This is a genomic window from Paenibacillus silagei (genome assembly GCF_017874735.1).
GTDB lineage: Bacteria > Bacillota > Bacilli > Paenibacillales > Paenibacillaceae > Paenibacillus_AQ > Paenibacillus_AQ silagei.
The window spans coordinates 96,095-120,125 of record NZ_JAGGLV010000005.1 but is presented as its reverse complement, the minus strand read 5'-3'; the positions used below and the strand labels follow the sequence as shown (position 1 = coordinate 120,125).

Genomic DNA, 24,031 nt, shown 5'->3' with positions numbered 1-24,031 from the left:
ATGAATTCTGATCAACAAAGGAGAACGCAGATATATGCTGTATTGGGATTATGCCGCTGCTGCCCCTCCCTATGAGGAGGTTGTGCAGACGCTGGAGCAGGTGATGAGGAAGCACTTCGCCAACCCCTCTTCCCTGCACCGGGCGGGAGAAGAGGCGGACAAGCTGATCAAGCGGGCGCGCGAGGTGTGCGCAGCTGCGCTTGATGTGTTGCCGCAGGAAATTATATTCACCTCGGGTGCTACCGAGAGCAACAATCTGGCGGTCAAAGGAGCTGCGCTGCAGTATCAGAGCAGAGGGCGGCATATTGTGACCACGGAGCTGGAGCACCCTTCGGTCTACGAGAGCTGTCTTCAGCTGCAGAAGTTGGGCTGGGAGGTTACCTTCGTAGCCCCTGACCCTCAGGGGGTGGTCGAACCCTCGCGGATTGCCGCTGCGGTCCGGCCGGATACGGTGCTGGTCAGTGTGATGCATGTTAATAATGAGATCGGCACGGTACAGCCGCTGCGTGAGATAGGACAACTGGTCAAGGCGGTGAACCGCCGGACGCTCTTCCATGTAGACGGCGTGCAGGGCTACGGGAAGCTTGAGGCTTCACTGAAGGACTGGCAGGCAGATCTGTACAGCCTGTCCGCGCATAAATTACGCGGGCCGCGCGGGACGGGAATTCTCTATGTCAGAGAAGGCGTCACGCTGTTTCCCTTGTTGACTGGCGGTTCCCAGGAACAGGGCAAGCGCGCCGGGACAGAGAATGTGCCGAATATCGTAGCTTCAGCCAAGGCCATGCGGATGAGCGGAGAACAGCGGGAGGCCTTCAGCGCCCGGATTCGTCCGCTCAAGGCGCAGCTGGAGAATTATATAGCAGGGATACCGGAGCTTGTACTGAACAGCATGGAGGACGGGGCGCCGCATATTGTCCACTTCTCTTACCCCGGCATGAAGGGGGAGGTCTTGGCCCGCAGGCTTGAAGAGCTCGGGATGGCGGTCGCCACACGCTCCGCCTGTTCCTCGCGACTGGCCGAGCCGAGCCGGATTCTGCTGTCCATGGGCAGGGATACCGCTGCTGCGCTTGGCGGCATACGGATCAGCCTGGGGGACAGTCATACGCAGCAGGATGTGAGCCGGCTGGAGCAGGCGCTGCTGGCAGCCGTTCAATCCTTGAAGATTGCAGAAGGAGGCATGAAATAACCAATGACAACAACAGAGACAGGTAGCGGAGCACAGAATGGCGGATACGGAAGCAGCATGGACTATGCCGATATGCTCCTGCTGCGCTTCGGGGAGTTCATTCTGAAAGGGAAGAACCGCAGCCGGTTTGAGAAGACCGTACTGCGGCATGTGAAGGAGATGGTGAAGCCGTATCCGAACGTGAAGCTGACCCGGGAATTCGGGCGGATCTACGTCGAATTGAACGGTGAACCGGCAGGAGAATTAACAGAGGCGCTCGTAAAAGTATTCGGGATCGCCTCGATTAGCCCGGTAAAGGTCTCCCGGCCGGAATTCGAGGATATTCTTGCGGCCAGCCGGACCTTCCTCCACCTTATTGCTCCGGCGGCGGGAACCAGCTTCAAGGTTAGCGCTCGCCGGGTGTGGAAGGACTTCCCTTACGGCTCTATAGAGATGAATAAGCTTATAGCTACACCGCTGCTCCAGGGTTATCCGGGGCTGCTGGTAGATGTGAAGTCTCCCGATCTGGAGCTGAAGATTGAGATTCGAGAAGGTCATACTCTTATTTTCTGTGAGAATATTGCCGGAGTCGGCGGCTTCCCGCTGGGAACGAACGGTAAGGCTATGCTGCTGCTCTCCGGCGGGATCGACAGTCCGGTTGCGGGCTGGTCATCCATGCGCAGGGGGCTGGAGGTAGAGTGCGTCCACTTTTACAGCTATCCTTATACGAGCGAGCTTGCCCGCCAGAAGGTTGTAGATTTGACCCGTATCTTGTCACGTTATGCTGGTGTGATCAAGCTGCATCTGGTTCCGTTTACGGAGGTGCAGACCTCTTTTACCGGAATCGGGCAGGATAATCTGATTATTACACTCATGCGCCGGGCTATGCTGCGGATTGCTACCGCCCTTGCGGAGAAGGAGGGGGCGCTTGCGCTGATTACCGGCGATAGTCTGGGCCAGGTGGCCAGCCAGACCCTGCCAAGTATGAATGTGATCGGGCGTGCAACGGCTCTGCCGCTGCTGCGTCCGCTGGTGATGATGGACAAGAGTGAGATTGTGCAGCTCTCCAAGACCATCGGTACGTATGACTTGTCCATCCTGCCATACGAGGATTGCTGTACATTGTTCGTGCCCAAATCACCGACGACGAATCCGAATCTGCGGATTGTAGACAAGATTGAAGCGACGCTGCCGGGCTATCAGGCCTTACTCGATACGGCGGTTGCCGGAACCGAGACCGTACTCATTACACCTTATGGCAACGAGAAGCCGGAGGACTTGGTACCGGCGCAGGCAGGCCTTCAGGAAGAATGGTTCTGAACAGCGAGTTGTGTCCGGCGGCGCTTCCAGTGTCCCGCAGCCAGAATACCGGCAATGACTGCGGCGATGAACAGAACATGCAGCAGCGGATGTGCTTTGAAGTAAGGGGCAATGACCTTCTCGCCGGAAATCATGCTGGAGGCTGTGAAGCCGAGTACGCCTGACCCGAGATAGATAATCCATGGATATCTGTTGATCAACCGGATAAACAGGGTACTTCCCCAGACCACAATAGGCACACTGATCAGTAGTCCCAGTACGACCAGCGTAATATTATGATTCGCTGCACCGGCAACAGCAATGACGTTGTCCAGTCCCATGGCTGCGTCGGCTATAATAATTGTCCTAACAGCCGCCCACAGCGTTCCGCCGGCCTGAATATCCGTCTCTGCACTGCCGCCGGACAGCAGCTTATAAGCAATAAGGATCAGCAGCAGCCCGCCGATTGCCAGCAGCCATGGAATCTTTAGCAGCCACACCACAAGAATCGTGGCGATGATCCGCAAGATTACCGCTCCGCCTGTGCCAAGAAGAATTGCCTGCTTCTGCCGTTGTCCTTGCAGGTTCCGCGCGGCCAGGCCGATGACGATGGCATTGTCGCCCGCCAGAATAAGATCAAGGAACACGATATTCAGCAGAGATAATATGAAATCCGCAGCGGATGTATTCATCCCGGGTCACTCCTATAGGTTTGGTGGCTTGCATTCCCCTTGCGGCCATTCCGGCCGGAGACTATAGATATACGCTGCAATCCGGCCTTACATGCGCAGTTTCTAAAATAGCGGGACAAGAAGCATAGCTTGTCGCCCCCCGGCATACATGTAGATACATGGAGTTCAGGGAGGCTGAGGTGGATGGATTCATTATTGCTGCTTGGTGAAATTCTAATGATTAATCTGGTGCTCAGCGGAGACAATGCCATGGTCATTGCGATGGCCAGCAAGAATCTGCCGGAGAAGCACAGGAAGCTGGCAGTCTGGTGGGGGGCCGCTGGAGCAGTCGCGCTGCGCTGTATCCTGACCTTCGCCGCAGTGCTGCTGCTCAAGATTCCGTATATTGAAGCCGGAGGGGCCATGCTGCTGCTCTGGATTTCCTTCAAGCTGCTGCTCGAGGACGAGGAAGAGCTGAGAATTGAGGGAAGCCCTAGCGTATGGAAATCGGTGCGCACCATCCTGCTGGCGGACTTCATCATGAGCCTGGATAATGTACTGGCGATTGCCGGGCTGGCCAAAGGGGATCTGGCACTGATTGTAATCGGGATTGCGATCAGCATTCCGATTGTCGTCTGGGGGAGCGGCATCATCGTGGGCTGGCTGCACCGCTTCCCGGTGCTGATTTTCATCGGTGCTTATATTCTGGCGTATACCGCCGGGAACATGCTGCTGCAGGATGCCAAATTTGGCCCGGTGATTTCGTTCCTGCTGCCGACGCTTCATACCATACTGCCAATGCTGCTGGGCATTATTGTGGTTGTCACGGGCATGCTGAAGCACAGGAAAGTATCCGCAGGCTGATAACCGGCAATAATAAGGCTGTACCAAAAGCTGGAAGGCTTTGGTGCAGCCTTATTTCTTTTTTTTCGAGAACGCCCCGCCGGGATGTGTGAAGAATGATGGTGTTTTATGCGTTTATCAGATAAAATAAAGGGAAACCTGTCGCCGGATTTGTCTGCTGAAGGGGCACCGACCGGTGAAAAGACACGAAATTTTGAAGGGATAGGTGAAAGATGTCTTCCAAAAATGACATGAAACTGGGTGTGTTCATCGCCGCCGCCGGCCTCGTGATTCTGCTGGGCAAGCTGGGGGTGTTCGGTTTTCTGGGACGGGCCTTATGGCCGCTCATCATTCTGGTTCCGGGCCTGTTCCTACATGTGCTCTTTTTCACCCGCCGCGCTTCTGCATCTGTACTCATTCCTGCGGGCATACTATCGGTGTATGGCTTGCTCTTCGGCTTATGCAATACCTGGGGCTGGGACCTCATGAGATACTTATGGCCTGTTCTTCTGCTGGGGATCGCAGTGGGACTGTACGAATATTCGCTATATGCTTCAGGCAGAACCGGAGGGTTAACTACAGCCGCTGTGATCCTTGGATTGCTTAGTGTAGTGCTGGTTATCTTCACCCTGCTGGGTACTGGTGCGCTCTATCTGCTGGGCGCTGTGCTGGTGGCTGCGGGCCTGTGGCTGATGCTGGGAAGAGGCAGACCGGGAAGCCGTAAGAAGTGGAACGGTGGCTGGTAGAACAGATCGTCTACACGCCCTGATAGGACAATTCAAGACCGCTGAGCCGGACATGAGGCAAAATTAGAAAATTTAAGCGGACTTGGCAACGTTTTTTTTCAGAAAAAGACTTGCTTTTCATAGTACTTTCACTATAAAATTAAGGAATGTTGGAGCGTCGGCTTTCTGCCTGGCGCTTCTTTTGTGAGACTGCCGTGACATGCTAAGAATTTAAACAGTTTTAATTTGATAAATGAGAGGATTTGGATACAAATCATGCATTCAAGAAAAGATATCCGTAACATTGCGATCATTGCCCACGTTGACCATGGTAAAACAACACTCGTCGATCAGCTTCTCCAGCAGTCCGGGATTTTCAGCGCGCACGAGCACGTTCAAGAACGCGCCATGGACTCTAACGATATCGAACGGGAACGTGGAATTACAATCCTAGCTAAAAATACAGCAATCACTTATAAAGAGTTCCTGATTAACATCGTAGATACACCTGGACACGCTGACTTCGGCGGCGAAGTAGAACGGATCATGAAGATGGTTGACGGCGTACTGCTCGTTGTTGACGCTTATGAAGGCTGCATGCCGCAGACCAAATTCGTACTCCGCAAGGCGCTGGAACAGCACCTGACCCCAATCGTAGTCGTGAACAAGATTGACCGTCCGGCTGCACGTCCGAAGGAAGTTATTGATGAAGTGCTGGACTTGTTCATTGAGCTTGAAGCCAGTGACGATCAGCTTGAATTCCCTGTAGTCTATGCTTCTGCGCTTAACGGCACATCGAGCATGAATGCTGAGAAGCAGGATGAGACCATGCTTTCACTATACGAAACCATCGTTGAGCATATCCCGGCTCCAACCGAGAAGGTTGAGGAACCGCTGCAGTTCCTGGTAACTCTGATGGACTACAACGAATACCTGGGCCGTATCGCCATTGGCCGCGTGAACCGCGGTGTAATCAAGCAAGGCCAGTCCGTTACAGTCATCATGCGTGACGGCAAGAGCAAGACTGCCCGTATCGAGAAGCTGTTCGGCTTCCAGGGTCTGAAGCGTGTGGAGACAGAAGAAGCCGGCGCAGGCGACATCGTGGCTATTGCCGGTATCAAGGATATCAACATCGGTGAGACGATTGCTGATCCGCAGCACCCTGAAGCATTGCCTGTTCTTAAGATTGACGAGCCAACGATGCAAATGACGTTCCTTGTGAATAACAGTCCGTTTGCCGGTAAAGAAGGTAAATGGGTAACTTCCCGTAAGCTTCGTGAGCGTCTATTCAAAGAACTGGAAACGGATGTGAGCTTGCGTGTAGATGAAACAGACAGTCCTGATGCGTTTATCGTTTCTGGACGCGGTGAGCTTCACCTTGGTATTCTGATCGAGAATATGCGTCGTGAAGGTTATGAGATGCAAGTGTCTAAACCACAAGTAATCATTAAAGACATCGATGGTGTCAGATCCGAGCCGCTTGAGCGCCTCATGATTGACATTCCGGAAGAAAGCATGGGCTCCGTTATGGAAAGTCTGGGCAGCCGTAAAGCCGAGATGGTCAACATGATCAACCACGGTACCGGCCAAGTCCGTCTGGAATTCCTGATTCCGGCACGCGGCCTGATCGGCTATAACACACATTTCCTGACGCTGACACGCGGCTACGGTGTAATGAACCATGCCTTCGACAGCTATGCTCCACTGGTTGGCGGCCAAGTTGGCGGACGTCATCAGGGTGTGCTTGTAGCAAGTGAAAGTGGCACAACAACCCAATACGGAATCGTGGGTGTTGAGGATCGTGGTATTCTCTTCCTGGATGCAGGTACAGAAATTTATGAAGGTATGATTGTTGGCGAGCATACCCGTGATAACGATATTATCGTTAACATTTGTAAAGAAAAAGCACTTACCAACATGCGTACCTCAGGCAAAGATGATACTGTTAAAATGAAGACTCCACGTACCTTCTCTTTGGAAGGCGCGCTTGAATACTTGAATGATGATGAATATTGTGAGATCACTCCTAAATCTGTACGTCTGCGCAAAAAGATCCTGAATAAGGGCGAGCGCGAGCGTGTAGAGAAGCAGCGTAAGGCGGCGCAAGCCAGCCAAGCGTAAGCTGATAACAATGAAGCCGCCGGATTATTCCGGCGGCTTTTCTCATTTTACAGGCGTGGATCTTTCAAATTGCAGGGATTAATAGCAGTATAAAACGGCTTCGGGTGATATAATGTAAGCGTAACTTATGATCCGGAAGGAGTGACGGGCTATGCAAAGCTGGTTCGCTGAGCATCCAGTTATCGCTTACATTGTCATTTTTATCTTACTCACTTATGTGTATAACCGAGTATTCCGCGTCAATCAGAAGCTGCCGATCGGCAAAGAGATCGTACTGTATGTGATGATGGCGGCAGGCTCAGGCATGCTTCTTATCTTCCAGCATGACAAGCTGCCGATCATCCAGTGCCTGCTGGTAGCGGTCGGGCTGATGCTGCTTGTGCGGGTCCGCTACCTGGTCGAGGCCCGGCAGAAGCGGAAGGCTGCAGCGGCTGCAAAACGGCAGTAGGCGCAACTTTTGATGACAGGGCTCGTCTAAGTTATTACGAAGTTATCTACTTCAACTCCAGTTGAATGAAAAGGAACTAAAAGGATTATGAATACAAGCAAGGGCAATTTGCCACCCAGAAGGAACAGCCAGCAAGGAAGCACCACTACTAACCGGCAGCAGCCGAGGTCTGCTGCTTCAGCTACAACTGCAAAGAAAAAAGCGCGGAAACCGAAAAAGCGCGGATTCTTCGCCCGGCTGATGAGGGTGCTGCTCATCATTCTCCTGATTGCTGTTATAGCAGCATTGGGTTACGCAGGATATTTGTACTGGAAGGTGGACCACGGAGGATTCGGCGTGGACCAGCCGGTTGCGGCAGGACAATCCGCCTCGGAGAAGCCGCTGACAATGCTGCTGCTTGGAACGGACAACCGTCCGAAGCACCCGTCCAACCTGACGGATGTGATCATGGTCGCGGCCTTGAACCCGGAGACCAAATCGGCTACGGTGGTCTCATTACCCCGTGATACATATGTCGAGCTTGGCGGATACAAGAAGACGAAGATCAATGCCTTTTACTCCCGCTTCAAGAGCAAGGAGAAGACCTCCGGGACTCTGGCCGAGGATGAGATGAAGAAGATGATGGGCAAATATCTGGACATTAAGGTCGATTACGCAACCGTACTGGATTTCCAGGGCTTCCGGGATATTGTGGATGAGTTCGGCGGCGTAGACGTTAATATTAGTGCCAATATGTGTTACACGGACAGTGTGGACGGCACCAATATTAATCTTAAAAAAGGCGAAGCCAAGCTAAACGGAGATAAAGCGCTGGATTATGTGCGTTACCGCAAGTCCAACTGCAAGCCGGCGACCAAGCCTTCGGATGATTTTGAACGCAATAAGCGCCAGAACGAGGTACTGACTTCATTAATCTCTCAGATGCAGTCGCTGGGCGGTGTTCTCAAAATCGGCCGGGTGCTGGATGCGGTGGACGATAATCTGGAGAGCGATATTGAGAATGCGCAGATTAAGAGCCTGATCGCTACGTATTGGGATATTTCCAAGGAGAATGTCGAATATGTACCGGTAACCGGAACCTGGCGCAGCCCCTATGTATATATTAACGATAAGGAGCTGGACGCAGCCAAGAAAAGCCTTCAGGACCGTATATCCGGAGTGTCCGCTGCAGTGGTCTCAGCCCAGCCTTGAGCAGCAGGCAGGGTACAATCTGTAAATTGAATGCAAGTTTCGTCCTGTGCTATAATATAATAAATTGAATGTATTCTTGCCGCATAGGGGGCCTGTAACTATGTCTGAAGCCGTTGCTCAGCTCAATGAAACTCTGCTAGCTATGCTGCAATCGGAGACGTTTGTTCTTCTTAACACTGTGGATGCAGAATCCGGCGGACCTACGTCGACTGCGATCTCCTGGATCTATGCTGTGAGCCCTTCCATTGTCCGGCTGGCTGTGGACCACCGCTCCAGACTGGTGAACAACATGAAGGTTAACCCGAGGGTAACGATTACTGTGTTTGGCGAAGGGACGGTGCATGCCATTAACGGTCATGCTGCGGTTCGGCTGGACCCGTTGCCGGATGTTCCGTTTAAGATGTGCTGTTTTGATATTGAGATTGAAGCGGTCCGCAATGCGCTGTTCTATGGTGCGCACCTGGAATCTGCTCCGAAATATGCGAAGGTATACGATGCACGTGCGGCCGAGAAGCTGGACGGACAAGTGTTTGCCGCCATGCAAAAAGCCTAGTGTGCTATCACTAGGCTTTTTTTGAAATTAGCTCCTACCGGGTATTGCCTTGCGGCTCAATATCCTCCGGCAGCTGCGGAATGATCCGGCCGATAATATCGGCCATCTCGGAGGCGAAGCCCGAGACCGGGTTGCCCTTGGAGATATGCTTGCCCATCTCGGCCAGCCTGCTGCTGAGGTCCATGTCGGCAGTCACCAGGACTCTTACGCCCCTCGGGTCCTTGCGGATCGCTTCAGCTACCGAATATTTCACGCTTCCGACCCGCGAACGGGTAAGGGCGCCGTCCACATCAATGCCGACCACGGCAAGGTTGTTCATGACGACACAGTGGACGCCTTCTACACCTGGGACTCTTCGCGCTAATTGTTCAAAATGATCCTTGAGTGCCACATCGCTGTCGCGCTTGCCTTCTGAAGGTTGTCCCGAATCCGGGTTGAGCTCCTGTACGGCTGTACCATCTTCCGACAAAGTCCGCACTCCGCGGTTCCCCTGGCTGTTTAAAGTGCCAGCTGATTGTTTATCCTGAGGAGAGGGTGATGTCTCTTTATTAGCGATACCGCAGCTTGTCAGCAGCAGCAGTACCAGCAACAGACACATTGATTTTCTCATATGTGCGTACTCCTTTCAGCCTGAGAATTAGTGATTTACCTTATCTTGCCCTTGCTGAAAAGAGTTATGTATGATCAATCAAACCAGGCGCTGTGGAGGGGATAACATGAAAAAGATATTCGTACTGGACACTAACGTGCTGTTGCACGACCCCAATTCGATTTTTGCTTTCAAGGCGAATGAGGTGGTCATTCCTGCTGTAGTCCTGGAAGAAATCGACTCCAAGAAGCGTAATGCCGATGAAATCGGCCGCAACGCCCGCACCGTATCGCGTCTGTTAGACGGACTCCGGGAGCTGGGCCACCTGCACAGCGGGGTGGTACTGGACCACGGAGGCACGCTGAAGGTGGAGCTTAACCACCGCAGCTTCGTCAAGGTACAGGAGATGTTCGGCGAAGTCTCCAATGACAACCGGATACTCGCTGTAGCGCTCAATTATCTCCATGAGGAGAATGAGAAGGCTGACCCGAGTCCTGTGGTACTTGTAAGTAAAGATGTTCTTGTCCGCATCAAAGCGGATGTGCTTGGTATAACGCCGGAGGATTATTTGTCTGACCGCACCGGCGATCTGAATGAGCTCTACTCCGGCTGCCAGTCGCTGATGGCCCATCCTTCACTGATTGATGAATATTACAGTCACCGGTTCCTGCCCACGAAGCAGCTGGCGCTTTCCTATCCGCTGTATCCGCATGAATTCGTCATTCTGAAGGATGAGATCGGCAGCGGCAAATCAGCGCTGCTGAAGGTCAACAGCGATGCCTCCCGCCTGGAGCCGCTCTATCTGGGCAATGATGCGGTATGGGGCATTAGCGCCCGGAATGCGCAGCAGCGGATGGCGCTTGAGCTTCTGCTGAATGATGACATTCCGCTGGTGACCATTACCGGCAAAGCGGGAACAGGTAAGACGCTGCTGGCGTTAGCGGCCGGATTGTTCAAGGTAGAGGATGAACACAAATACAAGAAGCTGCTGATTGCCCGCCCGGTGGTTCCGATGGGTAAGGATATCGGCTATCTGCCGGGAGAGAAGGATGAGAAGCTCCGTCCATGGATGCAGCCGATTTATGATAACCTCGAATTCCTGTTCGACACGAAGAAGGCAGGGGATATCGATAAAATATTGATGGGGCTGGGAAGTATCCAGGTTGAGGCGCTGACCTATATCCGCGGCCGCTCCATCCCTTCGCAGTTCATTATCATTGATGAGGCGCAGAACCTGTCCCGCCACGAAGTGAAGACGATTGTCTCCCGGGCCGGCGAGGGCAGTAAGGTGATCCTGATGGGTGACCCCGAGCAGATTGACCACCCTTATCTGGATGCGGCGAGCAACGGCCTCAGCTATATCGTTGAGAAGTTCAAGCAGCAGGGCATCAGCGGACATATTACCCTTGAGAAGGGTGAGCGTTCGCATCTGGCGCAGCTGGCTGCCGATCTGCTGTAACCCGCAACAACAAACAAATATTATTCCAGCCGGGAGATTACCACTCCCGGCTTTTGCCTGCCCGCCCCCGGAAGGGGCGGGAGGGGACTTGGCTGGAGTCAGTTGGAGCAACAAGGCGTTAGCACCGGAGGGGAATTTTGGAGCTGTAGGAGCGGTAGCGTCCGCCTTTGTCTCCGGATAGCGGTACCATTGAGGAAATCTGGGGACAACAGCGGCCGGAAGGCCAAATATTCACCGCAGGTGCGACTACCGCCCAGATTGCGACCGTGCTCTTCAGACACTCCCATCCCGCCGTTTCCTTCTATATAAAGAGAACGGTTTCACAACCCAAGACAAGCGCTTGTATCTCTGCTAAAATGAGGAATAAGAAACGCTGAAGGAGAGAGCGCATGTGCTGAAACGCAAAAATTACTGGCTGCTGTTTGCAGTTCTGCTGCTGGCGCTGACAAGCCTGTCACCCAGCATGGAGCTGAATACGGATCATGGAAGCTATCAGCCCAGACAGCCGTTGAACCAATCAGAGCGTCCTCCTTCAGGGGAAGCAGGAGAAATCGAGAGCCTCCAGATCCGCGTCTCACTCAGTGCGGAGGAGTTCAGCGTATTGGAGCAGATTAGCAAAGAGTACGCTTTATCCAGCGGAGTCAGCGTGATCCTTAAGAATGTAGAGGCGGAAGACGGGGGAGCACAGGTGCGTGATGAACTAACCATTGGGACAAGCCCGGATATCGTGATGCTGGACGGCCACAGCATTTATGATCTGGCGACCCGGGGCTATTTGCTGCCTGTAGATATCTACCAAAGTGTTCCCGGGAGCACGCCGCTTACGATGCTGATTCCGCAGATGCAGTGGAACGGATATAACTGGGGAGTGCCGCTGGATATCGATCCCTATGTCCTTGTCTATTCGCCGGAGCGGCTTGCCGGAATGGGTTTTACGGAGGTGCCCGCAAGCCTGGAGCAGTGGAATATGCTGCTAGGCCGGCTGAAGGAGGACCCGGAGAAGAAACGTTATCTGCTGGCTATGGATACGCAGAATCCGTACGGATATGCCGCCGTGCTGCATAGCATGGGCAGCAGTTTGCGCTCCGCCAGCCTTGAGCAGGCTCAGTGGACAGAAGCGGCGCGCAGCTATTTGTATCTGACCAGCCGGTTCAATAAGGAGATCTGGGAGCTGCTGCAGGATGGGAAGCTTGCGGTGGCGGCTGTGCCGCTCTCGGAGTGGGAGAAGCACGGGAATTCGACGCTGGCGGTGCAGATGCCGAAGAAGCAGGAGGGTATACCGAGCTACGAGGTTATTCACAGCCGCTTTTTTGCCCTTCCTGCACAATCCGGCAGTCCGGAAGCAGCGGTCAAATGGCTCGCCTACGTGACTTCAAGCACGGCCCAGCTGGAATGGCTGGAGAACACGGACCGTCTGCCGGCACTGGATGAGCTGTACCGCTCCGCTCAGCCCAAGATTGGGAAGCTGCCAATGGAAGCCGGATGGTTCCTTGCAGAGGATAACACCCCCGGTCCTGGCTCTGAGGCAGAGTGGAGCCGGAAGGCGGAGGCGGCGCTTGGTTTGTTAACCGGCAAGCTGAATGCCGCCGCTTATGCAGCGGTGGTACAGCCTCCTTTAGAATGAGAGGGACAGCTTCACATGCAGGAGGCCGTCAGAGCTTGAGACCTCGGTGGCCTGCAGGAAGGAGACAATCTTCGCCGGATAGAAGCCGAGATCGAATTCTTCCTCCAGAGCCTGGCGGGTGGTATCCGGCAGCTCCAGGCCATTGAATACCACATGATCAACATGGAACATCAAGCCGTTGACAGGCTCCTGCTGTATGGTATAGCGGCCGGTCAGCGACAGCGACAAGCCCCCGCTTTTACCCGTTGCCGAGACTGAATTGTCCTTGAACGCAAACCGGAAATCCTGGAACAGCGGGTTCTGGGTTACCAGGAACTCATTCAGATCCTTTTCAGACAGGGCCAGATTATAGGTCATCCCCTTGCGCACCAGCACGCCATCCCGGCTCTGAACGAACTCCGGCAGCTGCTTCATCGCAGAAGCCAGCGCTTTGAAATACTTCCTCACCTCATGCAGTCCGATATTCTCCCAATATTTACTGAACTCCTCCAGCAGCCGCTCCATACTCTGAGGATCTGTACTGGCCTGAATCCCGCCTGCAATCTCCTTATCTAAGGCAAGCACACGCTTCTGCTGCTCTTCGAGCGCCGTTTTGAGCTCTGCCAGCTCCTGACTGCTGCGCCGGGCGGCCGTGAGTGTGCTTTTCAAATCCTTGTACTGCGTCTCATATTCTGTGAGCGTCTTCCGGTCTTGCCCCATAATAATCTCATAATAATCGAATAGAGCGATTAGCCTGCTGATGCTTTTGGCGGAGAGGAATGCGGTAAGAAGTCCATCCCGTTCCCCCATATAATAGGCCCGCACAACAGCACCTGCCCGTTCCTGCTGATCCGCGATATTACTCTGCTTGGCAGCAGCTTGCTCCTCCAGCTCAGCAGCTTTGTGCTCCAGCGTCTGTTGCTCTGCAGTAATCCGGGCAATCTCACGTTCAAGCTCTGCAGAGGACAGCGTCTGCTCCAGCAGCTTGCGGGTCTCTTCATCATCCGGCATAGAGGGCGGCGGGGCGCTGACTCCTGAAGCGGAGCCGGAACCGGCGGACAGATAGACCGGAGAAGCCGGCGGCATAGCGATGCAGGTGAGGATCAATATTGCTGCGAATAACCGGCGAACCGTATTACGGGATAACACTTGCACCACCACCTTGAACAGAGTTAGACAGGTATGTACTATTAATATGTTTCAGCCTGTTAAAATATCATACCCTGTTTTGCGTCTCCCCGAACTACAATTTTGCAAACAAAAAGAACGGAAATGCTCCCATAAAGCAAGAAGCCATATCCGTTCATTTCTATATATATGCGTTAGAGCGGCAATTCCATCTCAAATATCGTCCAATAGCTGAAGCCTGTAAACGTCAGGATCATATACCCCCAAAAGAGCAGGATGTATGTCTTTTCCGTAAACTTCATGTACCCCAAAATCACAAAAAAAGCGGTTTGCAAAAAGAATAACAGGGCCATTTCCGTGAGATTTCCGGCAAAAGCCATAAGTCCGATGGTAAGTGTAAAAAATCCCAATACGCGAAACATGCGGTCCAAGAGAGGGTCCCCCTTCCAATATGAATCCGGCTAACAGCTGCTTTAGCTTTATTATAACGGCTCTCCAAAACACTGTAAACGAATTCATTGAAAAAAATACAAAATTTCATAAAAAATATGATTTTTATTATTGACACAAGCCTTTTGTTTCGAAAAAGAGAATTTATAGCAAAGGTAGTATGAGGTGCAGACAAATTGGCAATACAAATTAGTATCAAATAGATTCTATGAACTCTAATAGAGGCATAGAAATGGAGTAAGCAGCTTTTATCCCTATTCACTACCCGGCGGAGCTGCCGGTTCTGAAGATGGTTATTTCATGATGTTGTTAGGAGGGTTAGGCTTTATGACAGCCGTTAGACAGGATGCTTGGAGTGCAGAAGATGATCTGATATTGGCAGAAATAACGCTGCGTCATATCCGCGAGGGCAGCACACAGCTTGCTGCTTTTGAAGAGGTGGGTGAAAAAATCGGCAGAACGTCGGCTGCCTGCGGTTTCCGCTGGAACAGCTGCGTGCGCAAAAGCTACGAGGATGCCATCGGTATTGCCAAAGGCCAGCGCCAGAAACGGAGCTATCTGAAAAAACAGCCTGCTTCGCGCGGGGCGCAGGTAGCCGGACTGATTCTCGGTGACATTGAGGAAGATTACAGCCGCAGCGAAGGATTAAGCGAGAACAGCTTGTCCATCGATGCCGTCATCCGCTTTTTGCGGCAATGGAAAGGAACGTTTCAGGAGGCTGGAAGACAGCTTAAGATGCTGGAGCGCGATCTGCGGGAGAAGGAAGAAGAGCTTTCAGAGCTGAGAGTGGAGAATGAACGCTTATCGAGAGAGGTTAATCTTGCCCAGAGCGATTACCGTGTGGTCAATGATGATTACAAGGCACTGATCCAGATTATGGACCGTGCCCGCAGGCTGGCTTTTCTTAATGAAGAGGATGAAGAGAAGCCCCGCTTCAAAATGGATGCGAACGGAAACCTGGAACGGATTGAATAGAGGATTTATGCAGCAAGCCCTGCGTCCGAGTGCGTAACAGCAACGGATTAGCAGGGCTTTTTGTTTTGCTTTTGCAGAGACAAGCAGGATATAATTAGGAAAATTATTGGAGCTTGGCATGTCAGGGGGCAGGATTAGTGAGAATAGATGTGATAGGTGCGGGGTCACTGGGGCTGCTGCTTGCAGGGCGGCTGATCGCCGGTGGGGCTGAAGTACGGATATGGTGCAGGGGGGAAGAGCAGAGCAGGGCACTATCCGAACGGGGGCTGACTGTCAGCTATGAAGATGGCAGGGAGGCAACACAGCTTCCAGGCGGGAGCTTCTCCGCTGCACCGGTAGAAGAATATACACAGTGTCAGCTCGCCGAGCCCGGGGAGGTTACGCTGTTAACGGTCAAGCAGAAGGTGCTTCATGAGGCTCTGCCTGAGATTCTCCTGCCGCTCAGAGACAGGGAGCTTGTAATCATAGGCTTTCAGAACGGCTGCGGACATCTGGAATTGCTCAGGGGGCTGCTGCCGCAATCATCCATCTGGGCGGCTGTAACGACAGAGGCGGCAAAGAGGAAAACATTAACAGAGGTTATTCATGCCGGCAAAGGGGAAATATGTATAGGGAAGAGCAGCTCTCCTATAAATATTCATGAAACTGACCGGCAGGCATCTGAGCCTGCGGCGATAATTAGTTTCATAGAAGCTCTTGCCTCAGCAGGATTTCACGCTTCTCTGTCGAAAGAAGTGGATACCATCATTTACCGGAAGCTTCTGATCAATGCTGTCATTAATCCTCTAACCGCCATTTGGCGGGTCCGGAACGGCGAATTACTGGCCTCCGCTGCACGTATACAGCTTATGAAGGAACTGTATACAGAGGCAGCCGGGATATTAGAGGCCTGCGGGATTTCCCCGGAGCACGGTGCCTGGGAGGCCATTCTTGAAGTGTGCCGCGCGACCTCGGGCAATACATCATCGATGCTTGCTGATGTACTTGCTGCAAGGGAGACGGAAATCCGCTGGATTAACGGAAGCGTTGTAGATATGGGGCTGCGGCAGGGCGTTCAGGCTCCGCTGCACCGCTGGATCTGCGGACTGGTAGAAGGCATGACTGTGAGGGAGGGGTGAGGCTGTTTGGAATTTCTCCGGAATTCGTTCGGCGTGTTAAGCGTTATTCCGATTGTTCCTTTTTTGATTGTGTATTTCGCAGGAATCGGGCTGAGGCATGATAAGAGGAAAACGATGATGCTGGCGATGGACGTAACTACTTTATTTTTATTGCTGTCAGTTTCGGGACTGTTTAATATTATTTTTGACTCAACCTTTGGATTCTTTCTTATACTACTTATTGTATTAATATCCGCCGGACTGATTGGCGGCGCGCAAAACCGCCTCAAAGGAGGGGTGGACGGAAAACGGTTACTTCGTGCTGTGTGGCGGCTTTCTTTCTTTTTCCTGGGCGTAGGTTACGTATTATTTATGGTGGTAGGCCTCATTCAATACATATCACAAGCGATGTAACGTTCCACTGCTCCGGTGAAGCGTCAACGTCACAAAATTTTAAAGAATTAAAAAAAAGTCGTTTTCAGAAAATATTGCTCTAGATTTTTTTGACCACTGGTTGTATAATCATAAACCATATACCACATTCTATTTAGGGGGAACTGCTAGATGAAGAAGAGTAAAAGTCTATTGCTCATGATCGCAATAGTTCTGGTGATCGGCACAGTGCTTGCTGGCTGCGGCGGAAACAAGAACAATGCGAACAGCGGCACCAATGCAGCGGCGACGACTGCACCAGAGGGCAGCACGAACACAGGAACAACAGGTGACGAGAAGCTGGCTGCTGACCAGACACTTAGAGTCAACCTGACTGCAGAACCACCTACGTTTAACCCTGCACAAGCTCAGGACAGCCAGGCCAACACCGTCCTGAAAACTATGTATGAAGGCCTGACGCGCATGAATGATGAAACTGGTCAAGCTGAGCCGGGTATTGCTGAGAAATGGGATATTTCCGCTGACGGACTGGTATATACGTTCCACCTGCGTGATGCACAGTGGAGCAACGGTGATCCTGTAGAAGCTGCTGATTTCGTTCGCGCATGGAAAATCGTGCTCGATCCTAACACAGATCCTACTGCACCTTACGCTTATCAATTGTACTACCTGAAGAATGGTGAAGAATATTACACTAAGAAAGTTGCAGATTTCAACGAAGTTGGTGTAAAAGCTGTTGACGCGAAAACTCTTGAAGTTACGCTGAAAGCACCTACTCCTTACTTCCTTGGACTTCTGTCCTTCTATACTTATTACCCTGTACACAAATCCGTTGAGGGTAATGCTAAATGGGCTACAAGCAAAGACACTATGATCACTAACGGTGCGTTCACATTGACTGAGTGGACTACCGGCCAATCCCTGCAAGTAAGCAAGAACGATAAGTACTGGGATGCTGCCAACATCAAGCTGGCTAAAATCGATTTCTCCCTGGTTAACAGTGGAGCAACTGAACTCTTGAGCTACAAGAACGGCGAGCTTGACCGCGCTGGTGCACCTCACGGTGAAATCCCGCAAGAACAGGTGCCAATCGTACAGAAAGAGCTTCCTAACGAATTCCAGAGAAAAGGTATCGCAAGTACCTACTACTATGAATTCAACATCACTGAAAAACCTTTCAATAACGTTAAAATCCGTAAAGCATTGGCTATGACAGTTAACCGTCAATCGCTGATTGACAACGTAGCACAGGGCGGACAGCTTCCGGCATTCGGGTATGTACCTCCAGGTATCGCGGGCGCTGACGGTGAATACCGTACTGCAGTTAAAGATGATTACTTCAAAGAAGATACAGAAGAAGCTAAAAAATTGCTGGCAGAAGGTCTGGCTGAAGAAGGCCTGACTGCATTGCCACCGGTTGAATTGTCTTACAACACAAGTGAAGGCCACAAGAAAATCGCTTTGGCTGTAGCTGATATGTGGAAACAGGCTCTGGGTATCACTGTTAACACTGTGAACCAGGAGTGGGCAGTATTCATCGACAACCGTCAGAACCTGAACTACCAGATCGCACGTGCCGGCTGGACTGCGGATTACAATGATCCAATGACCTTCCTTGATATGTGGGTAACAGGCGGCGGTAACAATGATACTGGTTACGCTAACCCTGAGTACGATAAGCTGATCCAAGAAGCCAAAACAAGCTCTGATCTGGCAAAACGCCAGGAATTGTTTGCTAAGGCTGAGAAAATGATCATTCAGGATGACATGATCCTGATTCCGTTCTACTACTACACCAACAACTCCCTGACTAAAGAGTACCTCAAAGGTGTAACTCTTGACTTCAGCGGTGCAATTGACTTCACTCGCGCTTACCTGCTCGAGCACTAAGAAATGCAGAACCTTCAGTTTATGAACTGAATAGTGATAGTCTGAAGGGAGCTTTACACTTCGGGATATATATGTGGAATTCCATATATATCCCTTTTTTTTGCATTTCGGGCTTTTTGTTAAACATTTCACGAACTTACAAAATAAGAAATTAGACAAATGGCCATTTTTTTCATAAAATCTAATTATGTGTCTTAAAAAAAGTCGAAGGAGGTGTTGATGGGGATGGTTCGTTATATTGCCAATAAGTTTTTCTATATGCTTGTCTCGCTGTTTGTGCTGATTTCAGCGACCTTTTTTCTGATGAAAGCTATTCCGGGGGACCCGTTTACTTCTGAAAAGAAGATTCCACCAGAAATAAAAGCGCGTTTATACGAGCAATATGGATTGGACAAGCCGCTCTATCATCAATATTTTAAGTATTTGGGTGAAATCGCCCAGGGCGATCTGGGTGTATCCATGAAGCGTCTGAATCAGGATGTAACACATCTGATCGGTCAGACATTCTCGGCGTCTCTGAAGCTGGGGCTTATCGCAATTCTTGTGTCGGTTATTGTCGGAGTCTTCCTCGGCATGATGGCGGCACTCTATCACCGCAAGTTTATTGACAGTGCAGCAATGGTGCTGGCGGTGCTGGGGATTGCGGTTCCGAGCTTTGTAGTCGCCTCGCTGCTGCAGTATGTGTTCGCCTACAAATTTCATATGTTCCCGGTCTCCGGGTTCAAAGGGCCGATGTATTATGTCTTGCCTGTAACCGCGTTATCGGCGCAGCCTATAGCCTTCATAGCGAGGCTGACGCGCTCCAGTATGCTGGAGGTCCTGCATGCAGATTACATCAAGACAGCTAAGGCGAAAGGCCTAAGCTGGGCAGCCATCTTGAGCCGCCACGTGCTGCGTAACGGAATTCTGCCGGTGGTAACCTATATGGGACCTATGACGGCTAACATCGTAACCGGTTCGGTCGTTATTGAGCAGATCTTCGGTGTCGGCGGGATCGGCAAGCAATTTGTCGAAGCGATTGGTGTCCGTGATTATACCGTTATTATGGGGATTACGATCTTCTATGGTGTACTGCTTATGGTAGCGCGGTTTATCACTGACATTGCTTATGTGTTTATAGATCCGCGTATCAAACTATCTGGCGGAAAGGAGGGCTAACGAGTGGCTTCTGACAAAAACTTGGTATCGCAGGATGCGAACCTGAAACCGGAAGATTTCCGTAAGGTCGGAGTTGATGAACGGCAAGCTGAAGTCATTCAGCGCGAAAGTCTGTCCGCCTGGCGGGATTCCTGGGAACGTCTGCGCCAGAATAAAATGGCAATGACAGCTCTGGGGGTTCTTGGACTGATTGTACTGGCTGCAATTATTGCGCCGTTCTTCTCAAAGTTCAATTACTACTCTAACGATTTGCTCAACACGAATAAGCCCCCATCATCCGACCACTGGTTCGGTACAGATGATCTGGGACGCGATATCTTTGTCCGTACCTGGTACGGCGCACGAATCTCACTGATTGTCGGCCTTGCCGCTGCTGCCATTGACCTTTTCATTGGGGTCATCTACGGCGGAATCATGGGTTACTTCGGTGGCCGTGTAGACAATATCATGAATAAGATCTCTGAAATTCTGTACTCCATTCCATACCTGCTGGTAGTTATCCTGCTGCTGGTCGTACTTGAACCAAGCCTTGGTACCATTATCCTGGCGCTGACGATAACGGGCTGGATTACGATGTCCTGGATTGTGCGCGGGGAGATTATGCAGCTTAAGAACCGTGAGTTCGTATTGGCTTCGCGTTCGATGGGTGCAGGGTCCAAGCGTCTGCTGTTCAAGCATCTTTTGCCGAATGCTGTAGGACCGATTATTGTAACGATTACGCTGTCCGTGCCGAATGCCATCTTTGCCGAAGCGTTCCTGAGCTTCCTCGGTCTTGGTGTACAGGCCCCGGTAGCTTCACTCGGTTCGATGATCAATGACTCGCTGACCGGATGGCTTTACTATCCATGGCGTTTCCTGTTCCCTGCGATTCTTATCAGTTTAACGATGCTTTCCTTTAATATTTTTGGTGACGGCCTGCGTGATGCGCTTGATCCTAAGCTGAAGAAATAGATATTAACAATGGTGGAACCCATGCGGCAAAGATATTGGCATGATATTTCAAGACCCGATGACTTCTTTGAACCCAATGATCCAAGTGGGCAATCAGATAACCGAAGTTTTGATTAACATCAGAATATGCTAGCGGCCGAAGCGAATCATTAAGCTGTTGAAATGCTGAAGCTAGTAGGCATTATGAAAGCGTAGGCTCGCTTTAACCAATATCCCCACGAATTCTCCGGCGAAGTGCAGCAATTCGCTTGGGATCTCCATCATCCTGAATACACTGAACCCCGGCGTAGTTGCCGGGACTGGTGAGAGGGTTATCGTAATACACCAAGGGTCTTGTGCGGCATGGCAGCACAAGACCCGAAGAAGGGCGAGCCGGTGATTCCGATCACTTCAGCTTCCCCGGATCTGATTATGCCGCCGGTCGGTTATCCGTTCACAGCGTACTGCAGCGAAGCAGTGCCTCCTGTGAAGGGGTTGATTGATCCCGGCATCACAGAGTTCAGTGATACGCTTATAGCGCGCTGCTGGAATCTGCATTCGATGGCCAAGGAGGTGCAGTTCGTTTGAGTAAGAATCTGAGCAAGAATCTGATTGAAGTAGAAGGTCTTAAGAAATATTTCAATGTGGGCAAAGGAAGAGTTCTTAAGGCAGTTGATAATATTAGCTTCTCGATCCGTGAAGGCGAAACCCTGGGGATGGTAGGGGAGTCCGGCTGCGGCAAGACTACTGCCGGCCGCACAGTTCTCCGCTTGTATGAACCGACTGCGGGAAGCGTGAAATACAATGGTACAGATATCTACAAATTGTCCGGCGGCAAGATGAAGGCTATGCGCCGTGATATGCAAATGATTTTCCAGGACCCGTATGCCTCGCTTAACCCGCGGTTCACGGTGTCTGATATCATCGGTGAAGCACTGGATATTCACAATCTGGCCGGAAGCCGGCAGGAACGCAAGAAGCGGATTGAAGAGCTGCTCGATATGGTTGGACTTAACCATGACCATGCCACCCGTTATCCGCATGAATTCTCCGGCGGACAACGCCAACGTATCGGGATTGCCCGTTCGCTCGCCGTGAACCCTAAGTTCATCGTCTGTGACGAGCCGATCTCGGCACTCGACGTATCCATCCAGGCGCAGGTCGTTAACCTGCTCAAGGAGCTGCAGGATCGTCTTGGACTTACTTATCTCTTCATCGCGCATGACTTGTCCATGGTTAAGCATATCAGTGACCGTGTGGCCGTTATGTACCTGGGCAAAATGGTAGAGCTGGCGGAAAGCGAAGAATTGTATGCTAATCCGATCCATCCATATACCAAATCTCTGCTCTCGGCGATTCCGGTTCCAGACCCAGAGGTTGAAGCGAACAAAAAACGCATTCATCTGCATGATGAGCTGGGCAGTCCGATTTATGCTGCCGGCGAGAAAACAAATGACAGCGATTATGAACTGGTTGAAGTGTCCAAGGGACATTTCGTAGCCAAGCAATTTGCCTAAACTTAAAATGGCAAGTAGAACGTAGGCGGGAGCATTCAGCTCTCGCCTATTCTTTCAATTTACGGATATCCTTCATAAGGATGGCGTATATACTTTGACGCCGCACCCAACTTTGGATACAATCATAAAGGGTTTACCGATTTATGAATTACATATAGCAGCAGGTTATTGCAGAACAAGGAGGCCACTATCCATGAATGTTGTACAGGAACCACTGCCGGGCGGATCTGCGCTCGCCAGTGACTATATACATCAATACGAAACAGTAGGACATTTGTATGGCGGGGACTTCCGCAGCCCGGAGAGCCGGGCTGAACGAGCAGCGTGGCTTGATCGTACAGGAAGCTTGCGGGCAGACCGCGCAGAGGTTGTATCGTACCTGCGCAGCTACAACGGGAAACACAATACCCATGAAGCCGTCCTCCGCTCGATAGAATTGCTGGAACAGCCGGATACCCTGGTGGTGACAGGCGGCCAGCAGAGCGGCTTGTTCACAGGGCCTCTATTCGTGGTCTATAAGGCCATTACTACCATTCAGGCGGCCCGGGAGGCAGCGGCCCAGCTTGGCCGGCCGGTCGTTCCGCTGTTCTGGATTGCGGGTGAGGATCATGACTGGGATGAGGTCAATCATACGTATGTGCTGAACCGGACAGGCGAAATTACCCGGATTAAGCTGGATAAAGGCGAAGGTCCCCGGTCCTCGGTCAGCGAGATCCAGGTAGATGCCGAGAGCTGGCTTCAGGCGGTTACACAGCTGGACGGCTTATTGCAGGACAGTGAATTCAAACCGCAGCTGATGGAGCTGGTTACGGCTGCATCCACAGGTGCCAGGAATATGACGGAGGCGTTTGCGAAGCTAATGGGGTCTTTGTTCGGCAAATTCGGACTGATTCTGCTGGATTCTGCTGATCCTGCCCTGCGCAGGCTGGAAGCGCCCATGTTCGCATCAATGATTGAGCGCAATGACGAGCTGGAGGCAGCTTATCTTGCCGCAGCTGAACGGATTACGGCCAGCGGATATGAGCTGCAAGCCGATGTGACGCCCGGCAATGCGAATCTTTTTTATATCCATGAGGGTGCACGGCTTCTGCTCCATAAGGTGGAGGGGCGGTTCGCAGACCGGAAGGCGACTGTCTCGTTCTCCCGTTCCGAGCTGCTGGAGCTGCTGGAGAGCCATCCCGAACGGTTCAGCAACAATGTGCTAACCCGTCCGCTGATGCAGGACTATGTACTTCCTGTACTCGCTACGGTGCTCGGACAAGGGGAAATGGCTTACTGGGCTATTCCGCATCAAGCCTTCAGGGTGCTGGACGGACAGATGCCGCTGATTATTCCGCGCATGTCTTTTACAGTGATTGAGGGAACGCTTCGCAAGCATATGGATAAATACGGCTTGTCCTTCACGGATGTGCAGACGGGTCTGGATGATAAACGCAAAGCGTGGCTGAACGCTCAGGATGAGCTGAAGCTCGAAGACAAATTTGAAGAGATCAAGACGGCCTTCTCCGGGATGTATGAGCCGCTGATCGAGCAGCTTGGCAGCATTCAGGCAGGTCTGCTGAAGCTGGGTGGCAATAACAAGGATAAGATTATCGACCAGATCTCCTTCCTGCAGAGCAAAGCTCTGGATGCGATGGAGAAACAGAATGAGGCTGCACTTCGCCAGTGGGAACGGATCGAGCTATCGCTAATGCCGCTGGGTAAGCTTCAGGAGCGTGTCTATAATATGATGTATTATCTGAACCGGTACGGGATGGAATGGCTTGAGGAATTGATGGCTGTGCCTGCTGACTACAGCGGAACACACCGTATTATTTATATGTAAG

At 51.7% G+C, this 24,031-nt stretch carries 23 protein-coding genes; 19 read left to right on the top strand and 4 right to left on the bottom strand.

Annotated elements, in window-relative coordinates; genetic code table 11:
• Nucleotides 1-34: 34 nt before the first annotated feature.
• Nucleotides 35-1,186: a cysteine desulfurase family protein gene (locus tag J2Z70_RS09540; RefSeq protein WP_209872030.1), complete on the top strand. Its 1,152-nt coding sequence runs from the start codon at nucleotides 35-37 to the stop codon at nucleotides 1,184-1,186.
• Between the two features lie 57 nt (nucleotides 1,187-1,243).
• Nucleotides 1,244-2,485 carry a tRNA uracil 4-sulfurtransferase ThiI gene (thiI, locus tag J2Z70_RS09535; protein ID WP_036724391.1) on the top strand — a complete coding sequence of 414 codons (1,242 nt, stop codon included), beginning with the start codon at nucleotides 1,244-1,246 and terminating at the stop codon, nucleotides 2,483-2,485.
• Here the strand turns inward: thiI and J2Z70_RS09530 are convergent.
• Nucleotides 2,467-3,156, bottom strand: a complete 690-nt coding sequence (locus tag J2Z70_RS09530; protein ID WP_209872026.1) for a TerC family protein — start codon at nucleotides 3,154-3,156, stop codon at nucleotides 2,467-2,469. The genes thiI and J2Z70_RS09530 overlap by 19 nt on opposite strands.
• 183 nt (nucleotides 3,157-3,339) lie before the next feature.
• Between J2Z70_RS09530 and J2Z70_RS09525 the strand changes: the two genes are divergently transcribed.
• The 6 genes from J2Z70_RS09525 (at nucleotide 3,340) to J2Z70_RS09500 (ending at nucleotide 9,016) form a co-directional block, all read left to right on the top strand.
• The gene (locus J2Z70_RS09525; protein ID WP_209872023.1) at nucleotides 3,340-3,999 is read left to right on the top strand and encodes a TerC family protein; all 660 of its coding nucleotides are present in this window, start codon (nucleotides 3,340-3,342) and stop codon (nucleotides 3,997-3,999) included.
• Between the two features lie 212 nt (nucleotides 4,000-4,211).
• Nucleotides 4,212-4,724: a hypothetical protein gene (locus J2Z70_RS09520; RefSeq protein WP_076075875.1), complete on the top strand. Its 513-nt coding sequence runs from the start codon at nucleotides 4,212-4,214 to the stop codon at nucleotides 4,722-4,724.
• 255 nt (nucleotides 4,725-4,979) lie between these two features.
• Nucleotides 4,980-6,824 carry a translational GTPase TypA gene (gene typA, locus J2Z70_RS09515; RefSeq protein WP_036724305.1) on the top strand — a complete coding sequence of 615 codons (1,845 nt, stop codon included), beginning with the start codon at nucleotides 4,980-4,982 and terminating at the stop codon, nucleotides 6,822-6,824.
• A 151-nt stretch (nucleotides 6,825-6,975) separates the two neighbouring features.
• Nucleotides 6,976-7,272, top strand: a complete 297-nt coding sequence (locus tag J2Z70_RS09510) for a YlaH-like family protein (RefSeq protein ID WP_036724304.1) — start codon at nucleotides 6,976-6,978, stop codon at nucleotides 7,270-7,272.
• 87 nt (nucleotides 7,273-7,359) lie between these two features.
• Entirely contained in the window at nucleotides 7,360-8,463 is a 1,104-nt protein-coding gene (locus J2Z70_RS09505) for an LCP family protein (RefSeq protein ID WP_209872020.1), read from the top strand.
• Between the two features lie 100 nt (nucleotides 8,464-8,563).
• Nucleotides 8,564-9,016, top strand: coding sequence for a pyridoxamine 5'-phosphate oxidase family protein (locus J2Z70_RS09500; protein WP_036690242.1), 453 nt, complete (start codon nucleotides 8,564-8,566; stop codon nucleotides 9,014-9,016).
• A gap of 34 nt (nucleotides 9,017-9,050) precedes the next feature.
• Here J2Z70_RS09500 and J2Z70_RS09495 read toward each other — a convergent pair whose 3' ends face one another.
• On the bottom strand, nucleotides 9,051-9,626 hold the full coding sequence (locus J2Z70_RS09495) for a YhcN/YlaJ family sporulation lipoprotein (protein WP_209872017.1): 576 nt from the start codon (nucleotides 9,624-9,626) through the stop codon (nucleotides 9,051-9,053).
• A gap of 106 nt (nucleotides 9,627-9,732) precedes the next feature.
• On the opposite strand from J2Z70_RS09495, the gene J2Z70_RS09490 reads away from it, so the two are divergent.
• Both J2Z70_RS09490 and J2Z70_RS09485 read left to right on the top strand, forming a co-directional pair.
• A complete protein-coding gene (locus J2Z70_RS09490) occupies nucleotides 9,733-11,064 on the top strand; it encodes a PhoH family protein (RefSeq protein WP_036724299.1) in 1,332 nt (443 codons plus the stop codon).
• 391 nt (nucleotides 11,065-11,455) lie between these two features.
• Nucleotides 11,456-12,688: an extracellular solute-binding protein gene (locus J2Z70_RS09485; protein WP_209872014.1), complete on the top strand. Its 1,233-nt coding sequence runs from the start codon at nucleotides 11,456-11,458 to the stop codon at nucleotides 12,686-12,688.
• Here J2Z70_RS09485 and J2Z70_RS09480 read toward each other — a convergent pair.
• Nucleotides 12,680-13,816 (bottom strand): hypothetical protein, encoded by a 1,137-nt coding sequence (locus tag J2Z70_RS09480; RefSeq protein WP_209872010.1) that lies wholly within the window; start codon nucleotides 13,814-13,816, stop codon nucleotides 12,680-12,682. The two genes, J2Z70_RS09485 and J2Z70_RS09480, sit on opposite strands and share 9 nt — an antisense overlap.
• Before the next feature lie 173 nt (nucleotides 13,817-13,989).
• Nucleotides 13,990-14,226: a DUF2626 family protein gene (locus J2Z70_RS09475; protein ID WP_036724295.1), complete on the bottom strand. Its 237-nt coding sequence runs from the start codon at nucleotides 14,224-14,226 to the stop codon at nucleotides 13,990-13,992.
• 346 nt (nucleotides 14,227-14,572) lie between these two features.
• On the opposite strand from J2Z70_RS09475, the gene J2Z70_RS09470 reads away from it, so the two are divergent.
• From J2Z70_RS09470 to bshC, 9 genes are all read left to right on the top strand, one after another.
• Nucleotides 14,573-15,220, top strand: a complete 648-nt coding sequence (locus J2Z70_RS09470) for an RsfA family transcriptional regulator (RefSeq protein WP_036724294.1) — start codon at nucleotides 14,573-14,575, stop codon at nucleotides 15,218-15,220.
• A gap of 137 nt (nucleotides 15,221-15,357) precedes the next feature.
• Complete coding sequence (locus J2Z70_RS09465) at nucleotides 15,358-16,338, top strand: ketopantoate reductase family protein (protein WP_209872007.1); 981 nt, start codon at nucleotides 15,358-15,360, stop codon at nucleotides 16,336-16,338.
• A 33-nt stretch (nucleotides 16,339-16,371) separates the two neighbouring features.
• Nucleotides 16,372-16,731: a DUF3397 domain-containing protein gene (locus J2Z70_RS09460; RefSeq protein WP_305954367.1), complete on the top strand. Its 360-nt coding sequence runs from the start codon at nucleotides 16,372-16,374 to the stop codon at nucleotides 16,729-16,731.
• 150 nt (nucleotides 16,732-16,881) lie between these two features.
• Complete coding sequence (locus tag J2Z70_RS09455; RefSeq protein ID WP_209872005.1) at nucleotides 16,882-18,600, top strand: peptide ABC transporter substrate-binding protein; 1,719 nt, start codon at nucleotides 16,882-16,884, stop codon at nucleotides 18,598-18,600.
• A gap of 225 nt (nucleotides 18,601-18,825) precedes the next feature.
• Nucleotides 18,826-19,758 carry an ABC transporter permease gene (locus J2Z70_RS09450; RefSeq protein ID WP_036724388.1) on the top strand — a complete coding sequence of 311 codons (933 nt, stop codon included), beginning with the start codon at nucleotides 18,826-18,828 and terminating at the stop codon, nucleotides 19,756-19,758.
• Between the two features lie 3 nt (nucleotides 19,759-19,761).
• Nucleotides 19,762-20,709: an ABC transporter permease gene (locus J2Z70_RS09445; RefSeq protein WP_036724290.1), complete on the top strand. Its 948-nt coding sequence runs from the start codon at nucleotides 19,762-19,764 to the stop codon at nucleotides 20,707-20,709.
• A 342-nt stretch (nucleotides 20,710-21,051) separates the two neighbouring features.
• The gene (locus J2Z70_RS09440; protein WP_209872000.1) at nucleotides 21,052-21,276 is read left to right on the top strand and encodes a hypothetical protein; all 225 of its coding nucleotides are present in this window, start codon (nucleotides 21,052-21,054) and stop codon (nucleotides 21,274-21,276) included.
• An 8-nt stretch (nucleotides 21,277-21,284) separates the two neighbouring features.
• On the top strand, nucleotides 21,285-22,205 hold the full coding sequence (locus J2Z70_RS09435) for an ABC transporter ATP-binding protein (RefSeq protein ID WP_036724386.1): 921 nt from the start codon (nucleotides 21,285-21,287) through the stop codon (nucleotides 22,203-22,205).
• A gap of 193 nt (nucleotides 22,206-22,398) precedes the next feature.
• A complete protein-coding gene (bshC, locus tag J2Z70_RS09430; RefSeq protein WP_209871997.1) occupies nucleotides 22,399-24,030 on the top strand; it encodes a bacillithiol biosynthesis cysteine-adding enzyme BshC in 1,632 nt (543 codons plus the stop codon).
• Nucleotide 24,031: the final 1 nt, after the last annotated feature.

Coding starts and splice junctions, on each gene's coding strand:
- J2Z70_RS09540 (WP_209872030.1), top strand. CDS start 35: ATGCTGTATTGGGATTATGCCGCTGCTGCCCCTCCCTATGAGGAGGTT.
- thiI (WP_036724391.1), top strand. CDS start 1,244: ATGGACTATGCCGATATGCTCCTGCTGCGCTTCGGGGAGTTCATTCTG.
- J2Z70_RS09530 (WP_209872026.1), bottom strand. CDS start 3,156: ATGAATACATCCGCTGCGGATTTCATATTATCTCTGCTGAATATCGTG.
- J2Z70_RS09525 (WP_209872023.1), top strand. CDS start 3,340: ATGGATTCATTATTGCTGCTTGGTGAAATTCTAATGATTAATCTGGTG.
- J2Z70_RS09520 (WP_076075875.1), top strand. CDS start 4,212: ATGTCTTCCAAAAATGACATGAAACTGGGTGTGTTCATCGCCGCCGCC.
- typA (WP_036724305.1), top strand. CDS start 4,980: ATGCATTCAAGAAAAGATATCCGTAACATTGCGATCATTGCCCACGTT.
- J2Z70_RS09510 (WP_036724304.1), top strand. CDS start 6,976: ATGCAAAGCTGGTTCGCTGAGCATCCAGTTATCGCTTACATTGTCATT.
- J2Z70_RS09505 (WP_209872020.1), top strand. CDS start 7,360: ATGAATACAAGCAAGGGCAATTTGCCACCCAGAAGGAACAGCCAGCAA.
- J2Z70_RS09500 (WP_036690242.1), top strand. CDS start 8,564: ATGTCTGAAGCCGTTGCTCAGCTCAATGAAACTCTGCTAGCTATGCTG.
- J2Z70_RS09495 (WP_209872017.1), bottom strand. CDS start 9,626: ATGAGAAAATCAATGTGTCTGTTGCTGGTACTGCTGCTGCTGACAAGC.
- J2Z70_RS09490 (WP_036724299.1), top strand. CDS start 9,733: ATGAAAAAGATATTCGTACTGGACACTAACGTGCTGTTGCACGACCCC.
- J2Z70_RS09470 (WP_036724294.1), top strand. CDS start 14,573: ATGACAGCCGTTAGACAGGATGCTTGGAGTGCAGAAGATGATCTGATA.
- J2Z70_RS09455 (WP_209872005.1), top strand. CDS start 16,882: ATGAAGAAGAGTAAAAGTCTATTGCTCATGATCGCAATAGTTCTGGTG.
- J2Z70_RS09450 (WP_036724388.1), top strand. CDS start 18,826: ATGGTTCGTTATATTGCCAATAAGTTTTTCTATATGCTTGTCTCGCTG.
- J2Z70_RS09440 (WP_209872000.1), top strand. CDS start 21,052: ATGGCAGCACAAGACCCGAAGAAGGGCGAGCCGGTGATTCCGATCACT.
- bshC (WP_209871997.1), top strand. CDS start 22,399: ATGAATGTTGTACAGGAACCACTGCCGGGCGGATCTGCGCTCGCCAGT.